The sequence below is a fragment of the Humidesulfovibrio mexicanus genome (genome assembly GCF_900188225.1).
In the GTDB taxonomy this organism is placed as follows: Bacteria; Desulfobacterota; Desulfovibrionia; order Desulfovibrionales; family Desulfovibrionaceae; genus Humidesulfovibrio; species Humidesulfovibrio mexicanus.
The window spans coordinates 116,325-137,343 of record NZ_FZOC01000007.1; the positions used below are offsets into that span (position 1 = coordinate 116,325).

Genomic DNA, 21,019 nt, shown 5'->3' on the forward strand with positions numbered 1-21,019 from the left:
CAAAACGGGTACAGTGAAATCTCACACACTGTCAATGAAATTTCATAAAAAAGAAGGTTAATTTCATATGGAGTGGCCTCGGCAGTTCGAAATAATTGAGAGAATTATTGCGGAACGCTTGGCCGGGAGCGGGCTGAAGTACACCCTGGCCAACGCGTGCGAGCTGCTGGGCGCGAAGGTGAAGGTGCCCAAACTCCAGGCGTGGAAGAAAGGCCAGCGACCCAGCGCCGACGATCTGGAGACCCTGGCCGTCACGCTCGGCTTGTCGCCGACGTGGCTCCTGCTGGGCGTGGGACAGCCCCAGGACGAGGCGGGAGAAGGCGAACTCGTGCCGGAGTACGTGCCCATCGGCGACACCCTGCGCGACCTGCTGAACCAGCTCCCGGATCAGCTGCCCCAGGTGGCCCAGGTGGCAGGCATGACCCCTGCCGAGTTGCGCGCCTGCGCGGATTCCCAGGCGATGCTCTCGGGGTTGACCGTCGCCCGGCTGGTGCACGCCTACCGGGTGAACGCAAACTTCCTGCTGGCCCAGGTGGGCCAGCCCTTTTTGACCGAAGAGCAGTACGAGGAGCGCGGCCCGCTGACCTGGCTGCGCGAGAAGCGCGGCGACTTTGCGCAGCCGGACGAGGCCCCGGCCACGATCTCGCTCACGGCCGCGCGCCTGGCCACCGTGGAACGGACCATGAAAGAGGCAGGGTCCCCTCAGCTGGCCATCCTGCATTCGCTGCGCGCCATGCTCGAAGGCGAGATCGCCAAGCTGAGCGGGGCGCAAAAGGACTGCGCAGATCCGGCAGAGCACGCGCCACAGGCCAACCCCAAGAAGGCTGCCGGGGACGATACCGTCTGATCCGGGGGCAGGGGCGTGGAGACGGACGGCCACAGGCCGCGCTGCGAGAGATATTGTTCTACGTCGAGTGCTGGTTGATCTGCCGCGCAATGGACGCACTGGAGATGCTCAAAAACAGCTATTGGCCACTGTAAGCGGCTATCCCCCATGGCCAGCGAGGCAGTGGCTGCATGTCCCGACTTGTAGTAGCAAAGCAGCATGGGAGGAGGAAACGCTGTGACGGTTGATCGGACACGAACAAATAAAGTTGTGCTCAAGGTCTTCGCCGTTGCCGCGTTGGCCCTTGGGGCGCTGGCGGTTTGGGGTATGAGTCAGAAGAAGGCGCCACCGCCTGCCGCCCCGGCCGCAACACCGCAAGCGGCCATGACAGAGGCCCAAGCCAAGGCCGAAGTGGGGCGGCTGCTCGCGGAGCTGGACTCATTCAAAGTTCTTGAGGGGTTTCACGCCGGGGCCTTCTCCGGCAAGGGGCTGCCCCAGGCGGTCCGCTGGTACCAGGACGCCACGGCGCTACGCGACCGCATCAGCGCGGACATGTCGCTGCCTGCGGCGCTGCGTGCTGCGCCGGGCAACCTCCTTGGGCTCGGGCTGGCCTACCAGCAGAGCAAGGGGCAGGAGACGCCCGGGACGAAGGGGGACAGGGAAATGGTGGTGGAGGCGCTGAAATAAACAGACCACAAGAAAAACGGCGCTTTGTGCTTCGGGCAAAACAGAGGCCCTGGCTCATCACCGGGGCCTCTGTTTATGCATCTGGTCACTTCGTTTAACGTAAGCAGCGGCTTTCGTAGGCGAGAGCCATTTTGTTTAGAGACCTTCGGCCTCCTCCTGACACTCCGCGCAGCGCACGCACCCCGGCACAGCCGCAAGCCTGGCCAGGGGGATGGGCTCCTCGCACTCCAGGCAGCACACCGCGCCCTCGATGACGAGCTGCGCCTCCCCGGTGCCAAGGCCCGGCACACGGGCAAGGGCCTGCAGGCGGTCGAGGACCTCGGTGGCCTGGGCATCGTCGATGATGTCGGCCATGGCTTACGCCCGTTGCGACCGCAGGGCCTCGATGCGCGCCTCGGCGTCCGCCAGCCACGTCTTGCCCTCGTCTGTAAGGAGCGCCTCGCGCAGTCTGCGCTGGGTCACTGTGGCCTCAATGGCCAGTATTTCGGCATCAATGGCGGCGTTGGGGTCCGGCGCGGGCGGCTCCGGCGGCGCGGTGCAGCCCTCCGGCGTCCACAGCCAGCCGGGCGCAACATCGTCCCCAACCTCCACCACAAGGGCGCACTCGCCAGCGCCCAATTCCGGCGTTTGGGCAAACACTTCGGCCACGCGGTTCTCGATGATTCGGGCAAGCATTGTGCGCCTCCTATTCGAACCACGCCAGGACGGCGCGGATGTGCTGACGTTTGTGGTTCGCCGTTTCGATCCGCGCGTACCCGCTCTGCCCGGACGACAGGGCGGACAGCGAGGCCGAGGCGCGCAGCAGCTTGTAGCTGGCGCTGTAGGCCCCAAGGTCGACCAGGTCCGTGGCGTAGGCCCAGCCGCTCCCGCGCGAGGCCCCGACCGTGATGTCCGTGTTCAGGGCCACGGCGTCCACGGCCCTATGCAGCACATATGCGGTGGCCTTGGCGGGGATGAACCCCAGCGAGACCGGCGGGCTGAAGATGGTCATGTTCGCCGGGGTGGCGTCGGCCGCATAGCCCATGACCAAGCCCGACACAGTGTCCTCCGACATTGTGACGCTGCCGCTGATCTCTCCAGTTTTGATCGCTCGCCCATCTGTGTGATACGAGCAGGCCCCAAAATTGGCGGAATAGGCCGCAGGCATATATGTACCGCTCGCGGGCACTGTGTACGCGGCAGGCAAGGCAAACGTCTCCCAGCCGCTGCCCGTGTGGCTGTAGGTGCCGGTTGCCACGACAGTGTAGGCCCCGGCGGCGGTGCGCTGCACGATGTAGATTTTCCCCGTGCTTGGCACGACGGAATAAATGCGGATGCCCGTGACGATGCTCCCATTCGCCATCACAACGGAAGTGTCCACCGTCGAATAGCCGCTGACGCTGGGCGTGCCCGTGTGTATGGTGCCTGCATGGTCCACCGATCCGGACGGGACATTGTGGTAGCAGTCCTCGGCGGCGGAATAATACGCCTGGGCTTTATTCCATTCGTCGGACAAGAAGGTCCACAGGTAGCCGCCGGGCACGGGGCCGCTGGCGCGCCCAGCGGCCAGCCAGGACACAAACGCGTTCATAGCCGCGTTGTCGCGAGCCAGCCCGTCCGGCTTTCGGGTGGCCGCGATGGCCGCTGCCACATCCGCAGGGCTCATAGCCGTGGCGTTGTCCGTGCCTGCGAGGGCCTGCGCGGCCGTGGACAAGCGCACCATCCCCGCCACTGTCTCGCTGGCCTGGGGGATGGTGATGCCAGCGATGGCGGCCCGGATGTCCGCGTGGGCGTCCACGGCGGTGTTGTGCGTGGCCACAGCTCCCGCCGTCTCCGCCCCGGCCTGCGCGGCCGTCACCTGGTGCGGGTTGGCCAGGTTCCCCACGTGGTCCCCAACATCCTCGGCCAGGGCGTCCAGGTCGGCCCGCACCTTGCCGACCTCGATGGCCACGAACTCCTTGGTGGCCAGCACCACGCTGGGGTCGATCAAAAGCGTCACCGCACTGGCGTTGCCGATCTCGATACGCATGCGGATGTAGAAGGTCTTGGCCGAGCCCTCGGCCAGCTGCGGCTTGTAGCTGTCCGGCAGGCTGCCCACGGCCACGAGCTTGCCTGTCTCGTCGAACAGGCCCACCTCGCGGATAGTAAATCCTCCGATCGTCTCGAGCACAACCGCTTCGGCCATGATCCAGCCGGGGTTCTGCGGATCCTCGGACAGGGTGTTCAGCGCGCCGCGCCACACCTCGCGCCGCAGGGCGCTCATGTCCTCGCGCGGCGTGATTTGCGCGCCTTCGCCATCGCCCACGGCAAGATGGGTCAGCTTGACAGGGGTGCCCGTGGCGTGGGCCGTGGCGATGAGCGCCTGCCCGACCTTGGTCAACACGGTGAAATAGGGCATGTTTCCTCCTCTACTTTGGAACAACGAGGTTATGCGTCTCGACCACATGCACGGCAGCGGCGGAGCGCACCGGCAATGCGGCGTCCACGCCGGCAAGGCTCCAGGGCAAAACATCCACCGCCTCGTCCGCCATGGCTACACACGCGGCATTTGCGCCACCGCGCCCTGCGATGATGATGCGCAGCTCGTCCAGGTGTGAGCGCGCGTTCTTTGTGGCCTTGACCACGTCCAGGGCCGCGTCCGCGATCTGAGGCGGAAGGGGGGCCTCGGTGATCTCCACCTCCAACCGGAACGTGCCGGGCACCCCGCCGTACTCAAACCAGGGCACCACAAGGGCGGGCTCGCCAAACACAGCGGCCACGGCCTGTTCCACGCACGCGGGCGTGCCGTGGATGCGACGCCAGGGAATCGCCTGCCGGATGAGGGTGCGCTTCACGGCGTCCGAAAGCTGGGCGTCCCAAAAGACCACGTTGAACTGCCAGGCCAGCATCGAAAGCGTCGGCTCGGTCAGTTCATCCAGGCGATCGTAGAGCCGCACCCTGTCGATGAGGCCTGCGACGGTGCGCAGCTCCTGCCCAAAGCCTTCGGCCATGGCCATGACCGTGGCGTCGCCCGCGATGGAGCCCGGCAGAAGCGCGCGGAGATCAAGGTCGGCCTGGCGCATCATTCCAGCCCCCCGAAGGTCACGATGATTCCGGACGCGTGGGCGACCTCCCAGGGATGCAGGGGGGTGTCCGCTGGGGAGGTGGCCACGACGCGCTTGACGCCGGCGGACTGCACCTGCCGGATGAGCTCCGAAGGGGTGATGTCGCGCCCCAGCTTGGCGCGCTGCCAGGCCGCGAAAGCGGCCACCGCCGCGTTTACCGCCGTGGCGATAGGGGCCAAAGAGGCGCTCTGCCGTGCTTCCAGCCACCAGGTTATTTCGATGGGGTATTCGACCACCACCGGGGCTTTGACCGACACCCGGTCGGTGAGGGGAACGCGAGACTTCTGGAGCACCGTGGCGCTCACGAGGTCCAGCATGGATTGTTCCGGCACGGCCCCGTCCGCGAGCAGCGGGTACAGCTCCACCTCCACAGGCGCGGGGGAGACCACGGCCACGTCCTTGATGAGCTGATGCGCCGAGCGCACCCAATACACGTAGGCGTCATCCGGCCCGGCCACCGAATACTGCGCCGGGGCAAGCTGGATGCGCTCGCGGAAGTTGTCGTCCGCCTCCACGTCGGCCCCGCCCGAGGTGCCGCCCACGTTGGCCACGCTGGCCACAAAGGGCAACGGGTCCACCAGGCGGGCAATCTGGCCGGCAAGGTAGCCGTTGCCGACCGCGCCTTCGGCAAGGCAGGTGATGCCAACCTCGCCCACGGTCTGCCCGGCCGGTATGACCAGGGCCGAGTCCGTGGCGAAGAGCAGGGTGCCATTCGGGGTGACGCGCGTGCCCTGCGGCGCGGTCCAGGCCGCGCCCTGCACGCTGGCCAGCTCCACCCGGAGCACGTCTTTGGCCGGGGAGGCGGCGAGGCGCTGGGTGCTCACCCAGGCGCCCAGGTGGTCTAGGTGCTCCCCGGCGGCGTAGGCGAGCAGCTGGCTGCGCGCGCTTTCGTCGATGACCACCCGCTGCATGGCCACAATGGAGGCCACTGTCTCGATGAACAGCCGCTCCGGATTGCCCGGGGCCAGGGTCAGGCCCGTTATCTTCTCGTACAGCGCGAAGAAGCCCTTTTCGACGGCTGCCGGATCGGTCTCGCAAAAGTGCAGTTCCGGGAGGTACTCCAGGAACGGGAGCAAGGATTGGCTGCTCACAAGGACACCCCCTTTCTGAGCGCGAAGCGGATTCGCGGGTACACGATGCCGTCCAGGGCCGAGGACGGATCGGCCTCGAAAGTCACGGCCGTGACGCGGACCCGGGGCTCATGCTGTTCCACGGTTTCGATGATGCTGGCCACGCGCGCGGCCGTGGTCAGAGGCAAAGGACTGTCCAGGTAGCCGGCCCCTCCGGCAAACTTCCGGTCAAGGGGACAGGACCAGGCCAAAGTGGACAGGATGATACGGATGTTCTGCGCGATCTCGGCCAGGCCGCGAGCGCCGAAGGCGATTGCGCCGCTAGGTGCGGCCAGCACGTCGTATTCCATCAGGCATACTCCTTGAGCGTCAGCTCGGCCTCGGCCACCAGGAGAAAGCCGCCAGGCCCCAGACGCCGCCAGGTCTCCTTGACGCTTTCGAGGACATGCGGCCCAAGGTTGCGACCGCCGAGCACCAGCCGCTCCACCCGGCCGGTGCGGCACAGGTCCGCCAGGGTGTCCAGGTCCGCCGCAGGGGATGCGCCGAGCCCCGCGTCCAGGCGCACTGCGAACGTGGTGGGCGTGATCTCCGGGGCCAGGAACTCCAGGCGCGGCATGGCCCCCAGGACCTCGTGGGCGGCGTAGCGGCCCTTGTGCTCCCGCGACAGATCAGACCATGTTTTCACCCTCTCCGTGCTGACCTCGAAGGACACGGGGCCAAAGCTGCCCGTGCCCGCACGCATAGGCAGCGCGCTGGTCTCTTCGATTTCCTCCGGGATGGGCAGGGGCCAGCCGATTCCGGGCGTCTGCACGGCCGTCGCATCCTTGAAGGTTTGCAATAGATCCTTGGCGTCACTCAGGATGGAGGCTGCGGGCAGCTTGGCCAGAGCGCCGCCCACCACGGCATCGGCGATCTTGGCCGAAGCGTCCTGGTCCAGCCACAGTTTCCAGGAATCCGGGCCAACCCCTTGGCCACGCATGGTCATGACCCCGGACACGGCGAGCAACGCGAGATCCCGCGACTCGGCATCAAGGCCGACCCGCCCCATCGTGCGGTCCACCTTGCCGGTCAAAGCCCCCAGCTCCAGCTCCAGCATGCGCGCCCACGGGGCCAAGCCCGACTCACTCAAGGTCGAGCCGTGAGCAACGGCCGCCATCTCCACCAGCGGGCTGATGGTGGCGGGGTTCGGAGGGGCGCCCTTGAACATGCTGGCCAGCAGGCTGGCCTGCAGGGCTGAACGGGTGGCTGCGTCCACGGTGGCCATGCCCACCCCCTAGTGGCTGTGGTGATTGGAGTTGCCGCCGCCATCCATGATGGTTCCGCCAGCGGTGATATTGCCGGACACGTTCATGCCCCCCTCCTGTGTCAGGTCGCCGCGCAGGCTGAGGTTGGCCTCGAGCACGGCGGAGCATCCCCCGCCGAGGCCTTGCATGGTCAGGGCCGGTGTGCGCATGACGATGCCCTGCCCGCCCTCCAGGGTGAGCAACTGCGGGGTGCTGGCCGTGATGTTCCCTTGGGCCTTGGCCTCGATCTCGCCTTTCACGTCGGCCCGCAGCTTGTGCGCCTGGCGGTCGTACTCAAGTTCGGTGCCGTCCTCGAAACGCACAAAACGGATGTGGCCGGGCTTGCCCGGGGCGGGGTCGGCGGAAGAATAAAGCGCCCGGACCACGAAGCCCTGCTCAAGTCCGCCGGCCAGAAACAGGCACAGCACCTGCTCGCCCAGGTCCGGCATCCACTGGCTTTTGTCGCGCAGGCTCTTGTCCGTCAGCACCCGGCACGGGTGGCTCACCAGGTTCTGCGCATCGGCAAAGCGCACGCGCGCGGTGCCCGCGGCTTCATCAACGCCCACCACCTCGCCCACGCGGATGAGGTTGCGCAGCACGGCCTCCAACGCCCGGACCCGGCCTTCCAACTCGACGCTCATTGCATGCTCCTAATAGGACAGGGCCGCGCGGCCCTTGATTGATGTGACGTAGCCGCCCGAGCCGTCCACCCGGTGCACGGCCTCCTCGACGAAATAGCGTCCGTCGAACCGGCCGAAGCCTGAGGCGGCGACCACGATGCCCGCCACCAGGCCAGGGTGCCCGATGCAGTCAAGCTTGGCCTCGTACTCGCCCTTGTTACATTTGCGCAGCTCGGCCTGGGCCAGACGCTCGGCCTCGGCCATGCTCTCCACCCGGCGGTTGATGCGCAGGAGCTGTTCCGAGGGGGCCTGCCCCTGCGGGGCGTACGTATGGGTGCGCAACTCGCGCGTCTCCGGGTCCAGCCAGGACACCTCGCAGGCCTTGTACATCACGCCGCTCTTGCTTTTGAAATTCCACTTGAGCGCGGGCAGGCCGCCGCCGCGTTTGGTCACGGTGAGGGCGGCGGCCTTGGCGTCGTGGGACTGCGCGCCGAAGAGCGCAAGGCGGCCGTCGTGGGCCTTGAGGTTGACCCCACGCTCCTCGCACAGCCGCTTGAGGAAGCCCAGATCGGATTCCTCGCGCTGGTCCACGCGGGCAAAGGGCACATCCGCGCCGTCGTAGTAGAGCTTGAGACCGTGGCGTTTGGCGATCTCGCCCGCCACCACGCGCAGGCTGGCGGACTCCCAGGCCTGGGTGCGCGATTCCTGGCGCAGGGCCGTGGCCGTGCTGGCCGACACGGCCTTGATCTGCACCAGGTCGGGCGGGCCCTCGAATTCCACTTCGTCGATGGCGAAGGCGCCGAAATTCAAGCCCAGGCGCTGCCCCGGCCCGGTCCAGTCAAGGCAGAGGATGGACGCGGAAATGCGCAGGCCCTTGGCCGGCCGCCAGGGGCCGCTCCACTTGCCGTCCGTGTCGCGCAGGGTCAGCCGCAGATCATCGGCCTTGCCGTGGGCATGGTCCGTCAGCTCAAAGGCCAAAAGGTCCGGGGACACGGAGCCTGTCACGTCCTTGCCGCCGATGACGACGGAAAGTCGTACCCTGCGGGCGTTGCTGCCCGAAATCAGATCGCTCATGCGGTCATCCACGGCGGCAGCTCCAGGGTTTGGGTGGGGGTCTCCACATCGGGCACCACAAGCACGACGCCCGCCGGGAACACCACCACGTCAAGGTGCGCGGGGTTGGCGCGCATGAGCTGGTCGAACAACCGCTCCTCGCCCCACAGCCGGTAGGCCAGGCCGTCCCAGCTATCCCCCTGGGAGGTGGTGATGGTGCTAGGCATAGGCGAGCCTCCGTCCATTGCTCTGGAGGTTCTCAAGCATCTCGCGCAGGCGCGCCTCGGAAAGTTGCAGCTGCGCCCCGATCACGGCGGGGAGCTCCGGGCCGCCGCCCTGCACGTTGATGGTGGGCGCGAAGTGGATCACCAGCCCAGCCCCGCCGGGAGCGCCGCCGCCTTGTCCGCGCGGGCGAAGGCCCAGGCTGTTGTCCAGGGCCTGGCCGAGGCCGCCGTCGCCGCTCGCGTTCATGCCCTGGGCCATGGTGGCCGGGATGGCCGCGCCCGAGGCCGTCAGAGTGGACAGCGGCCCGCGCTCGGCGTCGGAGCCGGGCAGGTACTCGCGCACCTTGGTGACCACGGCCGCCACGGCCTCGACCGGAGCCATGGCCACGGCCTTGATGCCCTCGGTAAAGGTGGTGAGCAGCTTCACGCCCACATCGTAGAGCGAGAGGGAACCCAGCCAGTCCACAACCGCCCGGGCGCCGCCTGTCACCGCGCCCCAGGCCGCCGTGGCCTTGGCGGACACGCCGTCCCAAAGCCCGTCCAGCACGCGGCGTACGGGCTCGCAATAGGTGTAGAGCGCCCAGACGGCCGCACCCAGGGCGACCACGCCCGCAATCACCAGGCCGATGGGATTGGCCGTCATGGCCGCATTGAGCGCCCACTGGGCCACAGTCATGGTCTTGGTGGCCACGGCCGAGGCAATGGCCACGCCGCGATTCCAAACCAGGGCTGCATTGGTGGCGATGACCGTGGGCCGCAGGGCGGCGATGACGCCCTTTGCGATGAGCCAGCCATCGGACAGGATGGTGGCCGCATACCCGCAGGCGATGGCCCCCACCTTGAGCACCACGAGCCCGGTGACCACCCCCATGACGGCGGTGGTCAACATCGGGAACTGCTCGGCCGCGGCGATCACCGGAGTGAGCAGGGTGGACACGGCGTCCGCCCCGGCCGCCAGGGGCGGCAGCATCACCGAGCCCACGCCGATGCCGAGCGATTCCGCGCCGCGCCTGAGGCGCAGCAGGGCGTTCTTCGTGGTGGCCGAGCGGGACTCGTACTCCTTGGTCATGGACCCGGCGTAGGATTCGGCCTTGGCCACGTTCCCGAAGGCCTTCTTGAGCCCGTCCAGGTTTTGCAGCATGGGGGCGATGGCGCCCAGAGATTCGGTGCCGAACATCTCGGACAAGAGCGAGGCCTGCTCGGCTTCGGGCATGCGCCGCAGGGCCGTGAGCACGCGCAGCACCGTGGTCTCTGCGTCCTTTTGCATGTCGCTCGCCAGCAGCTTGGGGTCGAAGCCCAAGCGCGCGAAAGACTCCTTCTGATCCTTGGACATGGCCGTGCCCTTGGCCAGGGTCAGCAGGAAATTTTTCATGCCCGTGGCCGCGATCTCCGGGCTGGGCGAGGCGGCCACGAAGCCGGCCGCCATGGCGGCTATTTCATGGGTAGCCAAGCCTGCGGTCTTGGCCACGGCACCCACGCGCTCCACCACCTCGGAGGTCTTGAGGGGATCGGCGGCCATGTTGTTGCCCAGGTGGTTGATGGCGTCGGACAAGGCCACCACTTCCGCCTGGGAGAGCCCCATCTTGGCGCGCCAGGAAGACATGCGCTGCCCCGCATCGGCGGCGCTCATGCCAAAGGCCACGGCCATCTGGGCGGCCGTGCTGGCGAATTCCTGCAATTCCTCGCGGCTGGTGGCGATCTTTGCCGAGGCGGCGGCGGCGTAGATGCCTGCGATGTCGGCAGCTGCAAGGCCCGTCTCCTTGGACAGCTTGCGGATGTCCTTGGGCATCTGGGCAATGTCCGACTCCGTGAAGTCGTCCATGACCTTCTTGGCGTCGGCAAAGGCGCTCTCGAAATCCATGGCCATGGTCACGGGCGCAGCCACGGTCATCACCGTGGCCACGGCTCCCACCATTTCGCCCTGTAGTTCCTTGCGCTTGGCGCTGTTCTCCTGGCGCTTCTTCACCCTGGCCAGCGCTGCCTCGGCACGGGCGATCTCGCTTTCAAGCTTCTTGTACTGGGTGGCGCACTGGACCACGGAGAGGCCGTGTTTCTGGGCGGCTTCTGTGGCACGATTGTACCGCTGCGCCACGGTCTTGATCTTGGCGTCCAGCATCTCGCGGTCGGATTCCGGGGCCTCCTTGCGCGCCTGTTTCAAGGCGGTGAGCTGGCGGCTGGTCTCGACAACGGCCTTGGCCTTGCTCGACGTGGCCCGCATGGTCTTGAGATCCGCGTTGAGGGCTTGCGCTTTCTCCTTCACCGTCTTAAATGCGGAAGTGACCGATGGGCTCAGAGCCACACCGAGGGCGAAAGATATGCCGAAGGTTCTGCCAATAGACATGCGCTACACCCACATAGAAGCGGGGAACCCACTGCCCCGCGTTGCATTCATTCTGGTCTTCGTCCTGGAGCTGGCCGTGCGCGCCCTGCTCGGGCAAGAGTCCCCGGAAGCCTGGACAGCGCCGCTCGGGCACGCCAGCCTGGCCTGGCTGGCGATCCGCTTCGTCTGCTTCGCGGTGGATTCCTTGTACGGGCGACTCTGCATTTCCGACACCACCGTTTCCGCTAGCCGTTCCCGGCGCGCCTGCTGACCTCGACAGAGGCCTCTCGCCACTGACTCAGCTCCGCCACAGTCATGGAGAGCAGGTCTTCCCGGCTCCAGCCGGTCATGCCCGCCACCTCCACCACCATGCGCCGCAGCCTTACTCCATCTTCTTTCTGGACAAAAAACCCTTGTAGATCTCCTGCAAGCCCTTGTAGTCTGCCATGTCCATAAGTTGCAGGTCCTCAGGGTTCATGCTGCAAAGGCGGCCAAACAGGACCACCTCCGCGTCAAGCTCTCCGCCCGTCGCTTTCTCGGCGACGAGGTGATCACCAACCGTGGGGCGGCGCATCACAAGGGCGGTGACTTCGCCGCCATCAAGCATCAACGGGAATTCCAGCTTCAGCGTGTTGGACATGGTGCGTTCCTCTCTTGGGTTGAGGGAGGGGAGGCTTTGCCTCCCCTCCCTGTTGCTTGCTAGACTTCAATGCCCAGGTTGGCGCGGACGGTGGCCAGATAGTCCGTGCCGTCCACCTTGAAGATGTAGTTCAGCTTGTCGATCTCGAGCACCTCGGTCCCGCCAAGCCAGACTTTGAGGTAGGTGACTTCGAGTTCGCTCTCGTTGTCCATGGGCTTGCCCATTTCAAGCTTGCCCAGGCCGCCCTTCTTAGGCGCGCAGCGCACCACAATCTTCATGGCCTGCGGTTCGTAGGTCCCGGCGGCCGCGTCGAAGCGCTGGATGGAACCGCGCAAGTCGAGCTGGTGGCCTTTGGGGGCAAGGAGCGAAACGGACGAACCGTTGAAGGCGCGCCACTTGAACTTGATGCTGAGGCTTTTGGTTTGGCCAAGGACAAGGGATTCGACCTCGCCGGCGATGCCTGCGCCGGAAGTGGTCTCAGTCAGGAACTCGATCTCCGGCAGCTCCACGTCGGCAAGGCCGATCTGGTCCTGGCCTTCGTTGTAGACGCGGAAGCCGATGAGCTTCTCGGGGATGGGGTTTGCGGTGGGCAGGGTCATGGCCTCATCCTCCTAGTTGCTGGACCCGAACAGGGCGCTCAAGTACTTGACGTCGTATTCCATGATGAACTCCAGGGAGCGCGCGGGCGGCGGCGGGCTCGCGTAGACGTGGAAGCGGATGATGCCGTCCAGCAGGTCCAGGGTGGGGTTCTCGCTCTCCAGGAAGGCCACGCGGCCGCCCAGCAGGTACTCGCAGGAGGTGAGGCCATTGAGCCAGCAGTTGAAGGTGTCGCACACGGTCTCGATGGTGCGGCGGCGCACCGGCCAGTCCACAAGCTGCCAAGCCGTGAGAATCAGCGTGTTGCCGATCCAGTTGAACATGCGGCGCACCGGGATGAAGGTGTCCTTCACGTCGGTGACGCCGGGATAGGCGGCGGTGCGGTTGCCCCAAATTTTCATGCCGCCGATGAAGTTCAGGCCGGTGACGATGCCTTGGCTTTCCAGATACGCGGCCTGGCCAGGGTCAAGGTGCAGCTCCTTGCCGCCGTGCACCAGACTGTTGCACAGCAGGCGGCTGTTGGAGGGGCTCCAGAAGGGCACGCCCCCGCTCTTGACGTCGCGCGCGGCGATACCCCCGGCCAGATGCGACGATCCCCTGTGGATCTCCGTGCCGAGGACGGGCGAGCCGTAGAAGATACTCAGGCCGGAGTCGGTCAGGTTGTTGTCGTTGATCCAGGCGGGCACGTCGGTGTAGCGACTCACGCTCGCGGGCACGTCGATGATGCCCGAGCACGTGAAGTGGCCGGAAACCAGCTTGCACTTGGCCCCCATGACCACGGCCACAGCCGGGTCACTGCTGAAGCCGGGGCAAAGGATCTGGCCGGGCACCAGCCGGAAGCGCGGGAACACCTCGGCCACCAGCTCCAGGCCGGTGCGCTTGAGCGTGGTGGCGTCCACCCCACCGATGATGTCTGCGGCCGTGACCTTGGCGGGGTCCGGGGTCTCGCCGGTCTTGTGCACGGCCGGGTCGAACACGTTGATGAACACGATGGGCGACATGCCGTAGAGCGACAGGTACACCTTGGCCACATCGCACAGGCCGTAGGTGGGCAGGTCGTCATCCCAGCCGAAGAGCTCCACGAACTCCTGGTAGCTGAAGACGATCTTGGGTTCGTTGACCAGGCGGCTGACGCCGATGGGCAGCTTGTGCACCGGGGCGATGCCCACCACAACAGGCAGGGACACATCGATGCGTGCCGGCGCGACAACGCTGGTGGGCACCTCGGAAACAGAGACGCCGTGACGGTAGTTCAAGGGCATGGGCTATTTCCTCCGGGAGTAGCGGTTGGCGACCTGAGTCGCGGCCGTGGCCAGAGCTGCGGCGCCTTCCCCTCGCATGGCCTGACCGGCCCTTTCGACGGGCACAAGGCAGGCCCGCAGGTCCGCGTCCTCCGCAGCCAGGGCGGCAATTTCTGCCGGCAGGCCGCCCCGGAATACGGTGTGTGGGGCCAGGTGAACCGGGGCCAGCAGGCGCGGGCCGAGATACATGACCGCGCCGGTTCCCTCGGAGGCGGCCACGGCGGGCACGGCAGACTCCGCCTGGCCCTGAGGTTCGGGGGCGGTGGCGGATATGTCGGTTTTGGGCAGCTTGCTCATGGGGTCTCCTTTCTGCCTCAAGCGGGCATGCGCCAGAGCGAGATCATCCACGCTTCGGCGTAGGGTTGGGGTTGCTTGTCCGGGCGCTCCCAGAACAGGAAGCGCCCCTTGCCATCAGCCTCAAGGGAGTAGCGGGACTCCAGGGGAGCGGCCGCGTAGGGCTTGAGCACGCGGGAAACCAGCGAGACCAGATTGGACAAGTCGTTCTCGGTGGCTTCGCCGTTGTCGCCTTCCTCGCGGGAGTACACGCCAAGCCGCAGCAGCACCTCGGCCATGTTTTCCGCGTCGGTGAGGTGGCCGGTCTTCGCCTGCAAGAGCACGAAGGGGAACTCCTGGTCCGGGCCTTCGGGCTTCTTGGGGGGAAGGTCCCCGATGAATACATTGGCCGCACGCAGCCCCTCGGGATGGGGGACGCGGCCAGGGGTAGCCAGGGGCAGTTCCGGAAGCCTGGCCTCCAGAGCCGACTTCATGGCGCACATGAGGGTGTAGGCGTTCATTCCCCGCCTCCCCGCGCCGAGACTTCGCGCGCCAGCGCGTCTTCAAACCGGATGATCAGCAGGCCTTCGTACTTGGCGCGCTTCTCGTCGGCGGCCACATGAAACTGGACAGAGGGGCCGGTCTCCTCACTGATCAAGCTGGAGCCAGCCAGACGGCTGAACACGCCCATGTGACCGGAACGCAGCTGGGCCACGAACAGGCGCGAATCGCCCTCGCTGCGGGGGCTGTTGTCAAAGGTCCTGCCGGAGCCGTCGAGGCGATAGCTCAAAGGCTGCCAGTCCTGGGGCCGCTTGCCTTTCTCGGCCGTGAGCCGAAGCGGCGAGATGCCGCGTGCGTAGCGGATGAGGGGCAGGCGGGAGCTGGCCACCCGGACATGACCTTCGACCTCGGCGTTTCTGCGGCGCGGGGTCTTGGTCCGCACAGCCTTGGTGATGACCCGGGGGGCCAGGGTGGTGTCGTCCTTGAGGTCCTGGATGAGCGTCTTGCGCAGCTCCACCATGGCCTTGCGCTGGGCCGCGCCCGCGGCCTCCATGATCTGATCCGGGATGAGCTTGGCGGCCCGGTCCACGGCCAACTGCACATCGTGGCCATCGACCGTGGCCACCACTCCACCCAAGAAATCCAGTTCGCGCAGTCGTCTGTTCATGCGTCACCTCAGGACAGGTTCCGGCTGAGTTCGATTTCGAGGATGCCTTCGCAATCGCGCACCGGGCCCACGGTCCAGTACACGTCATCCACCACCAGCTCCTGGCCGGAGACCGGCCGCGTGGGCAGCTCCGCAGCCAGGGCCAGCAGCAGGCGGCGCTCCACGTTGACCCCGTACATGGCCTCGCCAGCGCCGCCGGGCTGCATGGAGGCGTCCCACATGGCCGTGACCGGACGGCCATCGATGGAGAGCGGCCCGGCGAAGGTGCGCGGGTTCAGGAACACGGTTTGCGCGTGCCGGGCGAGCATGGCTTCGAAGGGGCGCATCGGCCTACCTCGCCCCGAAGGGGAGCAGCTTGGCGACGATGCCGCCCAGGGCCGCAGCCGCGCCCATGAGGGCCACCAGCATGGCCCGGCCGCCCTTGCGCTGGTTCTCGGCGGCCTCCAGGATTTGGATGCGCTCCTCGTGCCCTTCCCACTTGGCCGCGCGCTCGTCGTCGCGGGAGAAGTGCGCGTCGAGCTTCACCTCGATGCGGGCGAGGCGGACCTCCACGGACTCGCTCACCTGGCCACCCCTTTGGACTTCTCGAAGGTGCGCAGGGAGCCCAGGCCCAGCATTCCGAACATCAGCTCCCAGAGGTTGGCGTCCAGCCCCGGCAGGGGCGGCAGCTCCGGCCACCACACGCCGCCCGCCCAGCACAAGAGCGGCCGCAGCAGGTACTGGAAGCCCAGGGCCGCCGCGCACACCCAGCCGATGGCCGGACGCCAGCCGGAGACGAAGATGGAGGCGTGCTGCGCCTCGGCCCTGTTGATGTCGCGCTGGTCGGCCTCGGCCTTGGCGGCCATGGCCAGCACCTCGCGCTGATACTCCTCCGCCGCCTTGGCCCGCGCGTTGGGGTCGGGGATCAGGTCGATCAACTTCTGCGCGGCCGCGCCGATGACGGGAATAAAGCTGAGCAGGGACATGGCCTAGCCCTCCTGTTTCGCGCAGCCGTGGACCATGGCCCCCAGCCGGTTCGCCCGCGCGCCCACCTGCTTGGCCCAGGCGCTGTCGAGCATCTCCATTTCCGCCAGCTCGTATTCGCCAGCTTCAAGGTGGGCCAGGGTGTTCTTGAACTTGAGCAGCCCCGCCAAGCCCAGGTTGAAGCACATGTTCACCAGCGCTTCCTGCACGGGCTCGGGCGCGTTGAGCACCCAGGGCAACGCGCCCACCACCTGGCCCCAGCAGCGCTTGATGTCGTTTTGGAGAAGCAGCATGGCCTCGTCCTCGGTGATGCCGCGATCCTCAAGATTGCGGCCCACGCCGATGGTGAGCTTGCCCGCAGTGCAGCGGTAGGGCTTGAGCTTCAGGCCTTCATCGGTGAGGAGCTGCTTGGCGAGGCGGTGGGTGTTCATGCGCGCCTGTCCTTTTTATTGGTTCTTGATTGGCGGGGATCCGACCGGGGCGGGAAGCCGGACCCCCGCTGCGCCGAGGGAGGAGATTATTTCACCACCTTGACCAGCACGCCGGGCCGCAGGCAGATGGGCAGCACGTTGCTCTCGAACCAGAGGTCAACGCCCTTGTCGAAATCCTTCACCTTCTGCTTGGCGTAGAGCTCCACGCCCGGGGTGTTGACGGTCTCCAGAAAATCGCCGGGGGCCATGGCGTTCAGGAAGGTCGCCGAGGTGCCTTCCGGGAAGGCGTGGCCTTCGCCAACGGCGATGAAGCGCTGGATGTCGCCGGTGCCGCCGTTGGGGGCCTTGCCGAGGTGTTCCTCGAACACGAGGCCGCCGAAGCGGAAGCCCTTGCGGATGTCCTGACCGGACACCTGGCTGGCCTCGCTCTGGTTCAGGAAGAACTTCAGCACGTTGGGGTGGCCCGTCAGCGCGTCGAAGAACTCCTGGCTGACCATGACGCGCACGCCGGAGGAGACATCGCCCTTGAGGTTCTCCTCGATGTGGCGCGAGACCTCGAAGCACTTGGCCTGGACGTCGGTTGCCGGGTCGGCGAGCTCGAAGTTCACGGTCTTCTGCTGGATGCCGAACTCGTTGAACAGGTTGTACAGCGGAGTCACGCCGTCGCCGTCGATGATGAGCCCCTTGAGGGCGCCCCACTTGAGGTGCTCCCAGGTGAGTTCGAACTTGGCACGGTTCTCGAACAGGAACCGGGCCATGACATTGGCGAAGGTCTCGGCCTGGCTGTTGGTCCCGAAGGCGCGCACGCCCGCGTAATGCTCGGGACGGATGGTGTCTTCCAGCGGGATGTGCGGCACCTTGAAGGTCAGCACGCCGCGCTTGCCGTGCTCGCTCTGCGATCCCGGGGAGCCCTTGGGCTTGGAGGGCAGCAGGCGGATGACGTAGTTCTGCATTTCGATACTGACGACATCCGTGGTCAGCGGTTCAGGCTTGAACAGGCCCATCTGGTTCAGCCGCCCGAAGCGGTTGGGCATGACGTTGATGGCCTTGGTCAGCGGATACAGGCCGTAGCAGTTTTCATCGGCGAACGGGTTGAACATGATTTAGACCCCCTTCTGGTCGAGAATGCCACGGGCCGCGAGCTGCTTGAGAGCCAGGGTTTTTTCCGGGGCGGTTATGTCGGCAGGCCAGACCAGGTGCGCGGACAGGATGAAGGCGTCGCGCTTGATGGCCACGGCCCGGCAGGCCGCTCCGGTGGCGTCGCAGGCGGCGGTGAGGAATCCGTAAGCCACCTGCGTGCCGTCTGCGGCGTCCGGGGCCAGGGCGCGGACACGGCCGTCGCCTTCGGCCACGATGATGGAGAATTCATCACCCACGGCGAAGTCGACGCTGCCGTCGTTGATGATGAAGCCGAGCTGCGGCTGGTCGTATTCCGCGCCTTCCACGGCGTCGGCCATGCGGTTGCCGCCCGGGTCGAAGACCTGGAACACTCCGCCATTGGCTTCAGCCTGGGTGCACACCAGGCGGTACTGGCCGATGAGCACGGACGGCCCGGCCGTCACCAGCTCCACGGTGCCGTTGCCGACGTTGCCGGCCTTGGGCGTGGCGACCTCGGGACAGGCATACAAGCGGCGACCGATGACGGCGCCCAGGGGCAGGCTCTGCCCCTGGAGCACGATCACTTCCTCGCGGCAAAAGCCCGGATCGAGCTCGCGCCGCAGGATGTCGGGCAGGCGGGTGGGTTCGTTGATGAACGCCATGGGCTACTCCTTGGTGTACTTGGTCACGGCCGCCAGGAGGAGATTCTCACCGGCGGGCTTGGACGCGCCGGGCTTGACGCCGGACGGGTCCGTCTGCTGGAGGGCGTCGAGCATGTTCTTCATCTGGCCGTCGCCGCTTCCGGCCTGGGCAGGGGGCTGGGCCGACAGGCCGAGCTTGGCGGCCTGCTCGGCCGTGAGCCCGGCCTCGACCGCGGCGGACAGCTTGTCCACAGCCTCCTGGCCAAAAAGGGTGCCAGCCAGGGCCACGACGGATTCCTTGGCTTGGGCAACCCGGTCTTCCGCTGCCGCCGTGGCGGTCTTGGCGGCGTCGGCCTCGATGGCCGCGACGGCATCGGGGAACTGGGCCCGCAACTCGGTGGGATTCATGTTGACCTCCTTCATGATGATCGAAAGGTATTCGTCCTTGGGGCAGGCGTGGTCCAACAGGCCAACCTTCACCGCGTCGCCCGCCAGGAACACGCGGCCTTCGGCCCAATCCTCGAAATTCTTCTCCGAGAGCCCGCGCGCCTTGGCCACGCTGGCGCGGAACAGGGAGTACATGCCTTCCAGGGTGGCTTGGTGGACCTCGCGCGCCTTGGTGTCCAGGGCTTCGAACTCGTTGCCCAGGGCCTTGAACTCACCCGCGCGGAGCACGGTGACGGTGAGGCCCACGCGCTCGTCGTACTTGGTCCACTCGGTGTGGACCCAGACCACGCCAACGGACCCGACCTCGGCCATGGGCGAGGCCGCAAACAGCTTGGCCCCCGCGCCGACGCCGTACGCCGCGCTGCACGCCGTGCCGTCGGTCCAGGCGTAGACCGGCTTGCGCGAACGCGCTGCGAACACCGCGTCGGCCAGATCCTGAAAGCCGGCCACGGTGCCGCCGGGGCTGTCGATGTCGAGCAGCACGGCCCGCACGTCAGGGTCGGAAAGGGCCGCCTCCAACTGGGCGCGGACCACCACGTAGGAGGTCCAAAAAGGAGGGTAGTGGAACTCCTTCAGCAAGTTACCCTGCACGGGGATGATGGCTAGGCCGTTTTCCAGGCGGTACAGCTTGCGCTCACCCGGCAGCGCGCCCGCCTCGCGGGGTGCCAGGTCGGCGCGGTGCGATGCGGCATCGTTCACGGCCTTGCGCAGGGCTTCGGGCTTCATGGCCCAATAGGCAGGGAGGATGTTCACGAAGGACATGGGCGCACCTCTCAGGTTCCCGGGATGGTTGGGGGGTCGGGCATCATGGCCAGAGGATCGGTCTCGTGGCTGTCGCCCGCGCCGGGCAGGGGCAGGTCCAGAGACTCGCGCAGACGGCGCTCGCGCGCCTGCTGCTGGAATGCTTCCTCCCAATCCATGCCCTGCTCGGCCAGGAGATCAGACCAGGAGTACAAGCCGGATTCCAGACCACGCACCTGCGACTGGATTTCCTTGTAGGGATCCACGTAACCGCGCGGGGGTGGGGTCCAGCGGCAGGCCGTGTACAGGTCCATCTGCTCGTAGAAACCGGGCGCGCCTGCGGGGATGGACCACATGCCGCGCAGCCAGGCCTCTTCGAGCACGTGCTCCCTCACCGGCTGGCAGAAGCGGCGCACCAGCCAGGCCCGGTAGTCCTGATACACGCGCCAAGCTTCGAGCAGCGCGGCGCGGGCGCTGGAATAGTTGGTGTCGCTGAAGTCCTTCAGGATTTGGTTGTAGGGGATGCCGGCCACGGCTCCGAGGGTCTTCAAAATGAGCTTGAAGAACGAATCGAAGTTGTTGCCCGGCCGGTTGGATTGGATGGCGCTCACCTTCTCGCCGGGGTTCGGGTACAGAATCTGGCCAGGGTTCACGCCCTGATACCAGCGCTTGTCGGCCCCGGCCCCGCCGGTCCCCTGATGCACGCCGTGGTCCTTGGGGTTCTCGCTCTCGATGGCGATGGGGAAGCTGGCGGTGATGATCTGCGCAATTATCTCGTAGTCCAGGAAATCGTACTTATCGCGAAAGAGCTTGATGACCGGAGCCAGGAGCGGAATGCCGCGCACCTGCTCGGGCTCGCGGTGGCGACAGGCGTGGAACACAAGCTGGCGGTGGCCCTGGCGCGCAGGCACGAAATGGTACTCGGTAAGCACGCCCATGCTGTCCGAGTTCGTGAACCAGTAGCCTTCGGCCTCGCCGTCTTCATCCAACAGAATGCCGTCGCGCACCTGGGGGTCAAGGGCGCGGTCGGTTGGGGTCTTGAGCCGAATGGGGTGGATGTCCTGCAGGGCAAAGCTGAACCTGCGGCCCTTGCGCAAGCGGGTGGCTTCATCGAGCATGCGGCCGACCCATGCGTATTCGCCAAAAGTGACGACGCAGCCGATGGAGAGCTGCTGGCAGTCCTGGAAGTGCATGGCCCGGCCCACGTGGGCCTCGCGCTGCCAAAGCCGGAAGGCCCGTTCCTGGGCCTTTTCGATGCCGCGCGCCTGGTCCTCGGTGATGCCCAGCGCCTCGTAGTCGATGGCCGACTGCGGGGTGAGGCCAGTGCCGATGGCGTTGATGATGATGGTATCGCGGACGCTGGTGGCGTGGCCGTCGTTGGCCACGATGTCCTCGCTCCGGGCCTGCATGGTCTCGCGGTCCAGGGGCTCCTGGTGCGGCGAAACACGGTAGGGGCTCCAGTTGCCCAGGGTGCCGCCGTGGGAGGCGGCCACGCGGCGGACTCCGCGGACCTGCCCTGGGCGGAGGCGATGGCGCAGCACGGCCGGGGCAGC

29 protein-coding genes are annotated in these 21,019 nt (G+C 66.6%); 3 read left to right on the forward strand and 26 right to left on the reverse strand.

The annotated features are described in order from the left end of the window. Window positions 1–118 precede the first annotated feature (118 nt). Complete coding sequence (locus tag CHB73_RS13805; RefSeq protein ID WP_179217054.1) at window positions 119–847, forward strand: hypothetical protein; 729 nt, start codon at window positions 119–121, stop codon at window positions 845–847. Window positions 848–1,210: 363 nt separating this feature from the next. After that, on the forward strand, window positions 1,211–1,513 hold the full coding sequence (locus tag CHB73_RS13810; protein ID WP_179217055.1) for a hypothetical protein: 303 nt from the start codon (window positions 1,211–1,213) through the stop codon (window positions 1,511–1,513). A gap of 135 nt (window positions 1,514–1,648) precedes the next feature. On the opposite strand, the gene CHB73_RS13815 is transcribed toward CHB73_RS13810, so the two are convergent. Genes CHB73_RS13815 through CHB73_RS13865 form a run of 11 tightly spaced genes read right to left on the reverse strand, consistent with a single transcriptional unit; the run spans window position 1,649 to window position 11,145 of the window. Further along, the gene (locus CHB73_RS13815) at window positions 1,649–1,867 is read right to left on the reverse strand and encodes a TraR/DksA C4-type zinc finger protein (protein WP_089275187.1); all 219 of its coding nucleotides are present in this window, start codon (window positions 1,865–1,867) and stop codon (window positions 1,649–1,651) included. Window positions 1,868–1,870: 3 nt separating this feature from the next. Continuing rightward, the gene (locus CHB73_RS13820) at window positions 1,871–2,188 is read right to left on the reverse strand and encodes a hypothetical protein (RefSeq protein ID WP_089275188.1); all 318 of its coding nucleotides are present in this window, start codon (window positions 2,186–2,188) and stop codon (window positions 1,871–1,873) included. Between the two features lie 10 nt (window positions 2,189–2,198). Continuing rightward, window positions 2,199–3,890 carry a phage tail protein gene (locus CHB73_RS13825; protein ID WP_179217056.1) on the reverse strand — a complete coding sequence of 564 codons (1,692 nt, stop codon included), beginning with the start codon at window positions 3,888–3,890 and terminating at the stop codon, window positions 2,199–2,201. A gap of 10 nt (window positions 3,891–3,900) precedes the next feature. Beyond that, complete coding sequence (locus CHB73_RS13830) at window positions 3,901–4,557, reverse strand: phage tail protein I (RefSeq protein ID WP_089275190.1); 657 nt, start codon at window positions 4,555–4,557, stop codon at window positions 3,901–3,903. Further along, entirely contained in the window at window positions 4,554–5,687 is a 1,134-nt protein-coding gene (locus CHB73_RS13835; RefSeq protein ID WP_235641617.1) for a baseplate assembly protein, read from the reverse strand. The genes CHB73_RS13830 and CHB73_RS13835 overlap by 4 nt, the downstream gene beginning before the upstream one ends. Continuing rightward, on the reverse strand, window positions 5,684–6,016 hold the full coding sequence (locus CHB73_RS13840; protein ID WP_089275191.1) for a GPW/gp25 family protein: 333 nt from the start codon (window positions 6,014–6,016) through the stop codon (window positions 5,684–5,686). Before CHB73_RS13840 ends, CHB73_RS13835 begins: the two co-directional genes overlap by 4 nt. Next, window positions 6,016–6,930 (reverse strand): phage tail protein, encoded by a 915-nt coding sequence (locus tag CHB73_RS13845; RefSeq protein ID WP_089275192.1) that lies wholly within the window; start codon window positions 6,928–6,930, stop codon window positions 6,016–6,018. Before CHB73_RS13845 ends, CHB73_RS13840 begins: the two co-directional genes overlap by 1 nt. A 9-nt stretch (window positions 6,931–6,939) precedes the next feature. Continuing rightward, window positions 6,940–7,590, reverse strand: a complete 651-nt coding sequence (locus tag CHB73_RS13850; RefSeq protein WP_089275193.1) for a phage baseplate assembly protein V — start codon at window positions 7,588–7,590, stop codon at window positions 6,940–6,942. Window positions 7,591–7,599: 9 nt separating this feature from the next. Continuing rightward, entirely contained in the window at window positions 7,600–8,643 is a 1,044-nt protein-coding gene (locus CHB73_RS13855; protein ID WP_089275272.1) for a phage late control D family protein, read from the reverse strand. Next, complete coding sequence (locus tag CHB73_RS13860) at window positions 8,640–8,849, reverse strand: tail protein X (RefSeq protein WP_089275194.1); 210 nt, start codon at window positions 8,847–8,849, stop codon at window positions 8,640–8,642. Before CHB73_RS13860 ends, CHB73_RS13855 begins: the two co-directional genes overlap by 4 nt. Then, window positions 8,842–11,145: a phage tail tape measure protein gene (locus CHB73_RS13865; RefSeq protein ID WP_179217057.1), complete on the reverse strand. Its 2,304-nt coding sequence runs from the start codon at window positions 11,143–11,145 to the stop codon at window positions 8,842–8,844. The genes CHB73_RS13860 and CHB73_RS13865 overlap by 8 nt, the downstream gene beginning before the upstream one ends. A gap of 40 nt (window positions 11,146–11,185) precedes the next feature. Here CHB73_RS13865 and CHB73_RS13870 point away from each other — a divergent pair, with 40 nt between their 5' ends. Further along, window positions 11,186–11,437: a hypothetical protein gene (locus CHB73_RS13870; RefSeq protein WP_089275196.1), complete on the forward strand. Its 252-nt coding sequence runs from the start codon at window positions 11,186–11,188 to the stop codon at window positions 11,435–11,437. Here the strand turns inward: CHB73_RS13870 and CHB73_RS16550 are convergent. The 15 genes from CHB73_RS16550 to CHB73_RS13940 form a co-directional block, all read right to left on the reverse strand. Continuing rightward, entirely contained in the window at window positions 11,412–11,537 is a 126-nt protein-coding gene (locus tag CHB73_RS16550) for a GpE family phage tail protein (RefSeq protein WP_143337398.1), read from the reverse strand. The two genes, CHB73_RS13870 and CHB73_RS16550, sit on opposite strands and share 26 nt — an antisense overlap. An 11-nt stretch (window positions 11,538–11,548) precedes the next feature. Further along, window positions 11,549–11,806 (reverse strand): phage tail assembly protein, encoded by a 258-nt coding sequence (locus tag CHB73_RS13875; RefSeq protein ID WP_089275197.1) that lies wholly within the window; start codon window positions 11,804–11,806, stop codon window positions 11,549–11,551. Between the two features lie 59 nt (window positions 11,807–11,865). After that, window positions 11,866–12,405: a phage major tail tube protein gene (locus tag CHB73_RS13880; protein WP_089275198.1), complete on the reverse strand. Its 540-nt coding sequence runs from the start codon at window positions 12,403–12,405 to the stop codon at window positions 11,866–11,868. A 12-nt stretch (window positions 12,406–12,417) separates the two neighbouring features. Continuing rightward, complete coding sequence (locus CHB73_RS13885; RefSeq protein WP_089275199.1) at window positions 12,418–13,665, reverse strand: phage tail sheath family protein; 1,248 nt, start codon at window positions 13,663–13,665, stop codon at window positions 12,418–12,420. Window positions 13,666–13,668: 3 nt separating this feature from the next. Continuing rightward, window positions 13,669–14,001 carry a hypothetical protein gene (locus tag CHB73_RS13890; RefSeq protein ID WP_089275200.1) on the reverse strand — a complete coding sequence of 111 codons (333 nt, stop codon included), beginning with the start codon at window positions 13,999–14,001 and terminating at the stop codon, window positions 13,669–13,671. Window positions 14,002–14,018: 17 nt separating this feature from the next. After that, window positions 14,019–14,498: a hypothetical protein gene (locus CHB73_RS13895; protein ID WP_089275201.1), complete on the reverse strand. Its 480-nt coding sequence runs from the start codon at window positions 14,496–14,498 to the stop codon at window positions 14,019–14,021. Then, entirely contained in the window at window positions 14,495–15,145 is a 651-nt protein-coding gene (locus CHB73_RS13900) for a hypothetical protein (protein WP_089275202.1), read from the reverse strand. Before CHB73_RS13900 ends, CHB73_RS13895 begins: the two co-directional genes overlap by 4 nt. 8 nt (window positions 15,146–15,153) lie before the next feature. Further along, complete coding sequence (locus CHB73_RS13905) at window positions 15,154–15,471, reverse strand: head-tail joining protein (RefSeq protein ID WP_089275203.1); 318 nt, start codon at window positions 15,469–15,471, stop codon at window positions 15,154–15,156. 4 nt (window positions 15,472–15,475) lie between these two features. Continuing rightward, window positions 15,476–15,709, reverse strand: a complete 234-nt coding sequence (locus CHB73_RS13910; protein WP_089275204.1) for a hypothetical protein — start codon at window positions 15,707–15,709, stop codon at window positions 15,476–15,478. Then, complete coding sequence (locus CHB73_RS13915; RefSeq protein ID WP_089275205.1) at window positions 15,706–16,110, reverse strand: 3TM-type holin; 405 nt, start codon at window positions 16,108–16,110, stop codon at window positions 15,706–15,708. The genes CHB73_RS13910 and CHB73_RS13915 overlap by 4 nt, the downstream gene beginning before the upstream one ends. 3 nt (window positions 16,111–16,113) lie before the next feature. Continuing rightward, window positions 16,114–16,539 carry a glycoside hydrolase family protein gene (locus tag CHB73_RS13920; RefSeq protein ID WP_089275206.1) on the reverse strand — a complete coding sequence of 142 codons (426 nt, stop codon included), beginning with the start codon at window positions 16,537–16,539 and terminating at the stop codon, window positions 16,114–16,116. Between the two features lie 86 nt (window positions 16,540–16,625). Next, the gene (locus CHB73_RS13925) at window positions 16,626–17,639 is read right to left on the reverse strand and encodes a major capsid protein (RefSeq protein ID WP_089275207.1); all 1,014 of its coding nucleotides are present in this window, start codon (window positions 17,637–17,639) and stop codon (window positions 16,626–16,628) included. Window positions 17,640–17,642: 3 nt separating this feature from the next. Beyond that, window positions 17,643–18,299, reverse strand: a complete 657-nt coding sequence (locus tag CHB73_RS13930; RefSeq protein ID WP_089275208.1) for a head decoration protein — start codon at window positions 18,297–18,299, stop codon at window positions 17,643–17,645. 3 nt (window positions 18,300–18,302) lie between these two features. Beyond that, window positions 18,303–19,487, reverse strand: coding sequence for a S49 family peptidase (locus tag CHB73_RS13935; RefSeq protein WP_089275209.1), 1,185 nt, complete (start codon window positions 19,485–19,487; stop codon window positions 18,303–18,305). A gap of 11 nt (window positions 19,488–19,498) precedes the next feature. Continuing rightward, window positions 19,499–20,959, reverse strand: coding sequence for a phage portal protein (locus CHB73_RS13940; RefSeq protein ID WP_179217058.1), 1,461 nt, complete (start codon window positions 20,957–20,959; stop codon window positions 19,499–19,501). Window positions 20,960–21,019: the final 60 nt, after the last annotated feature.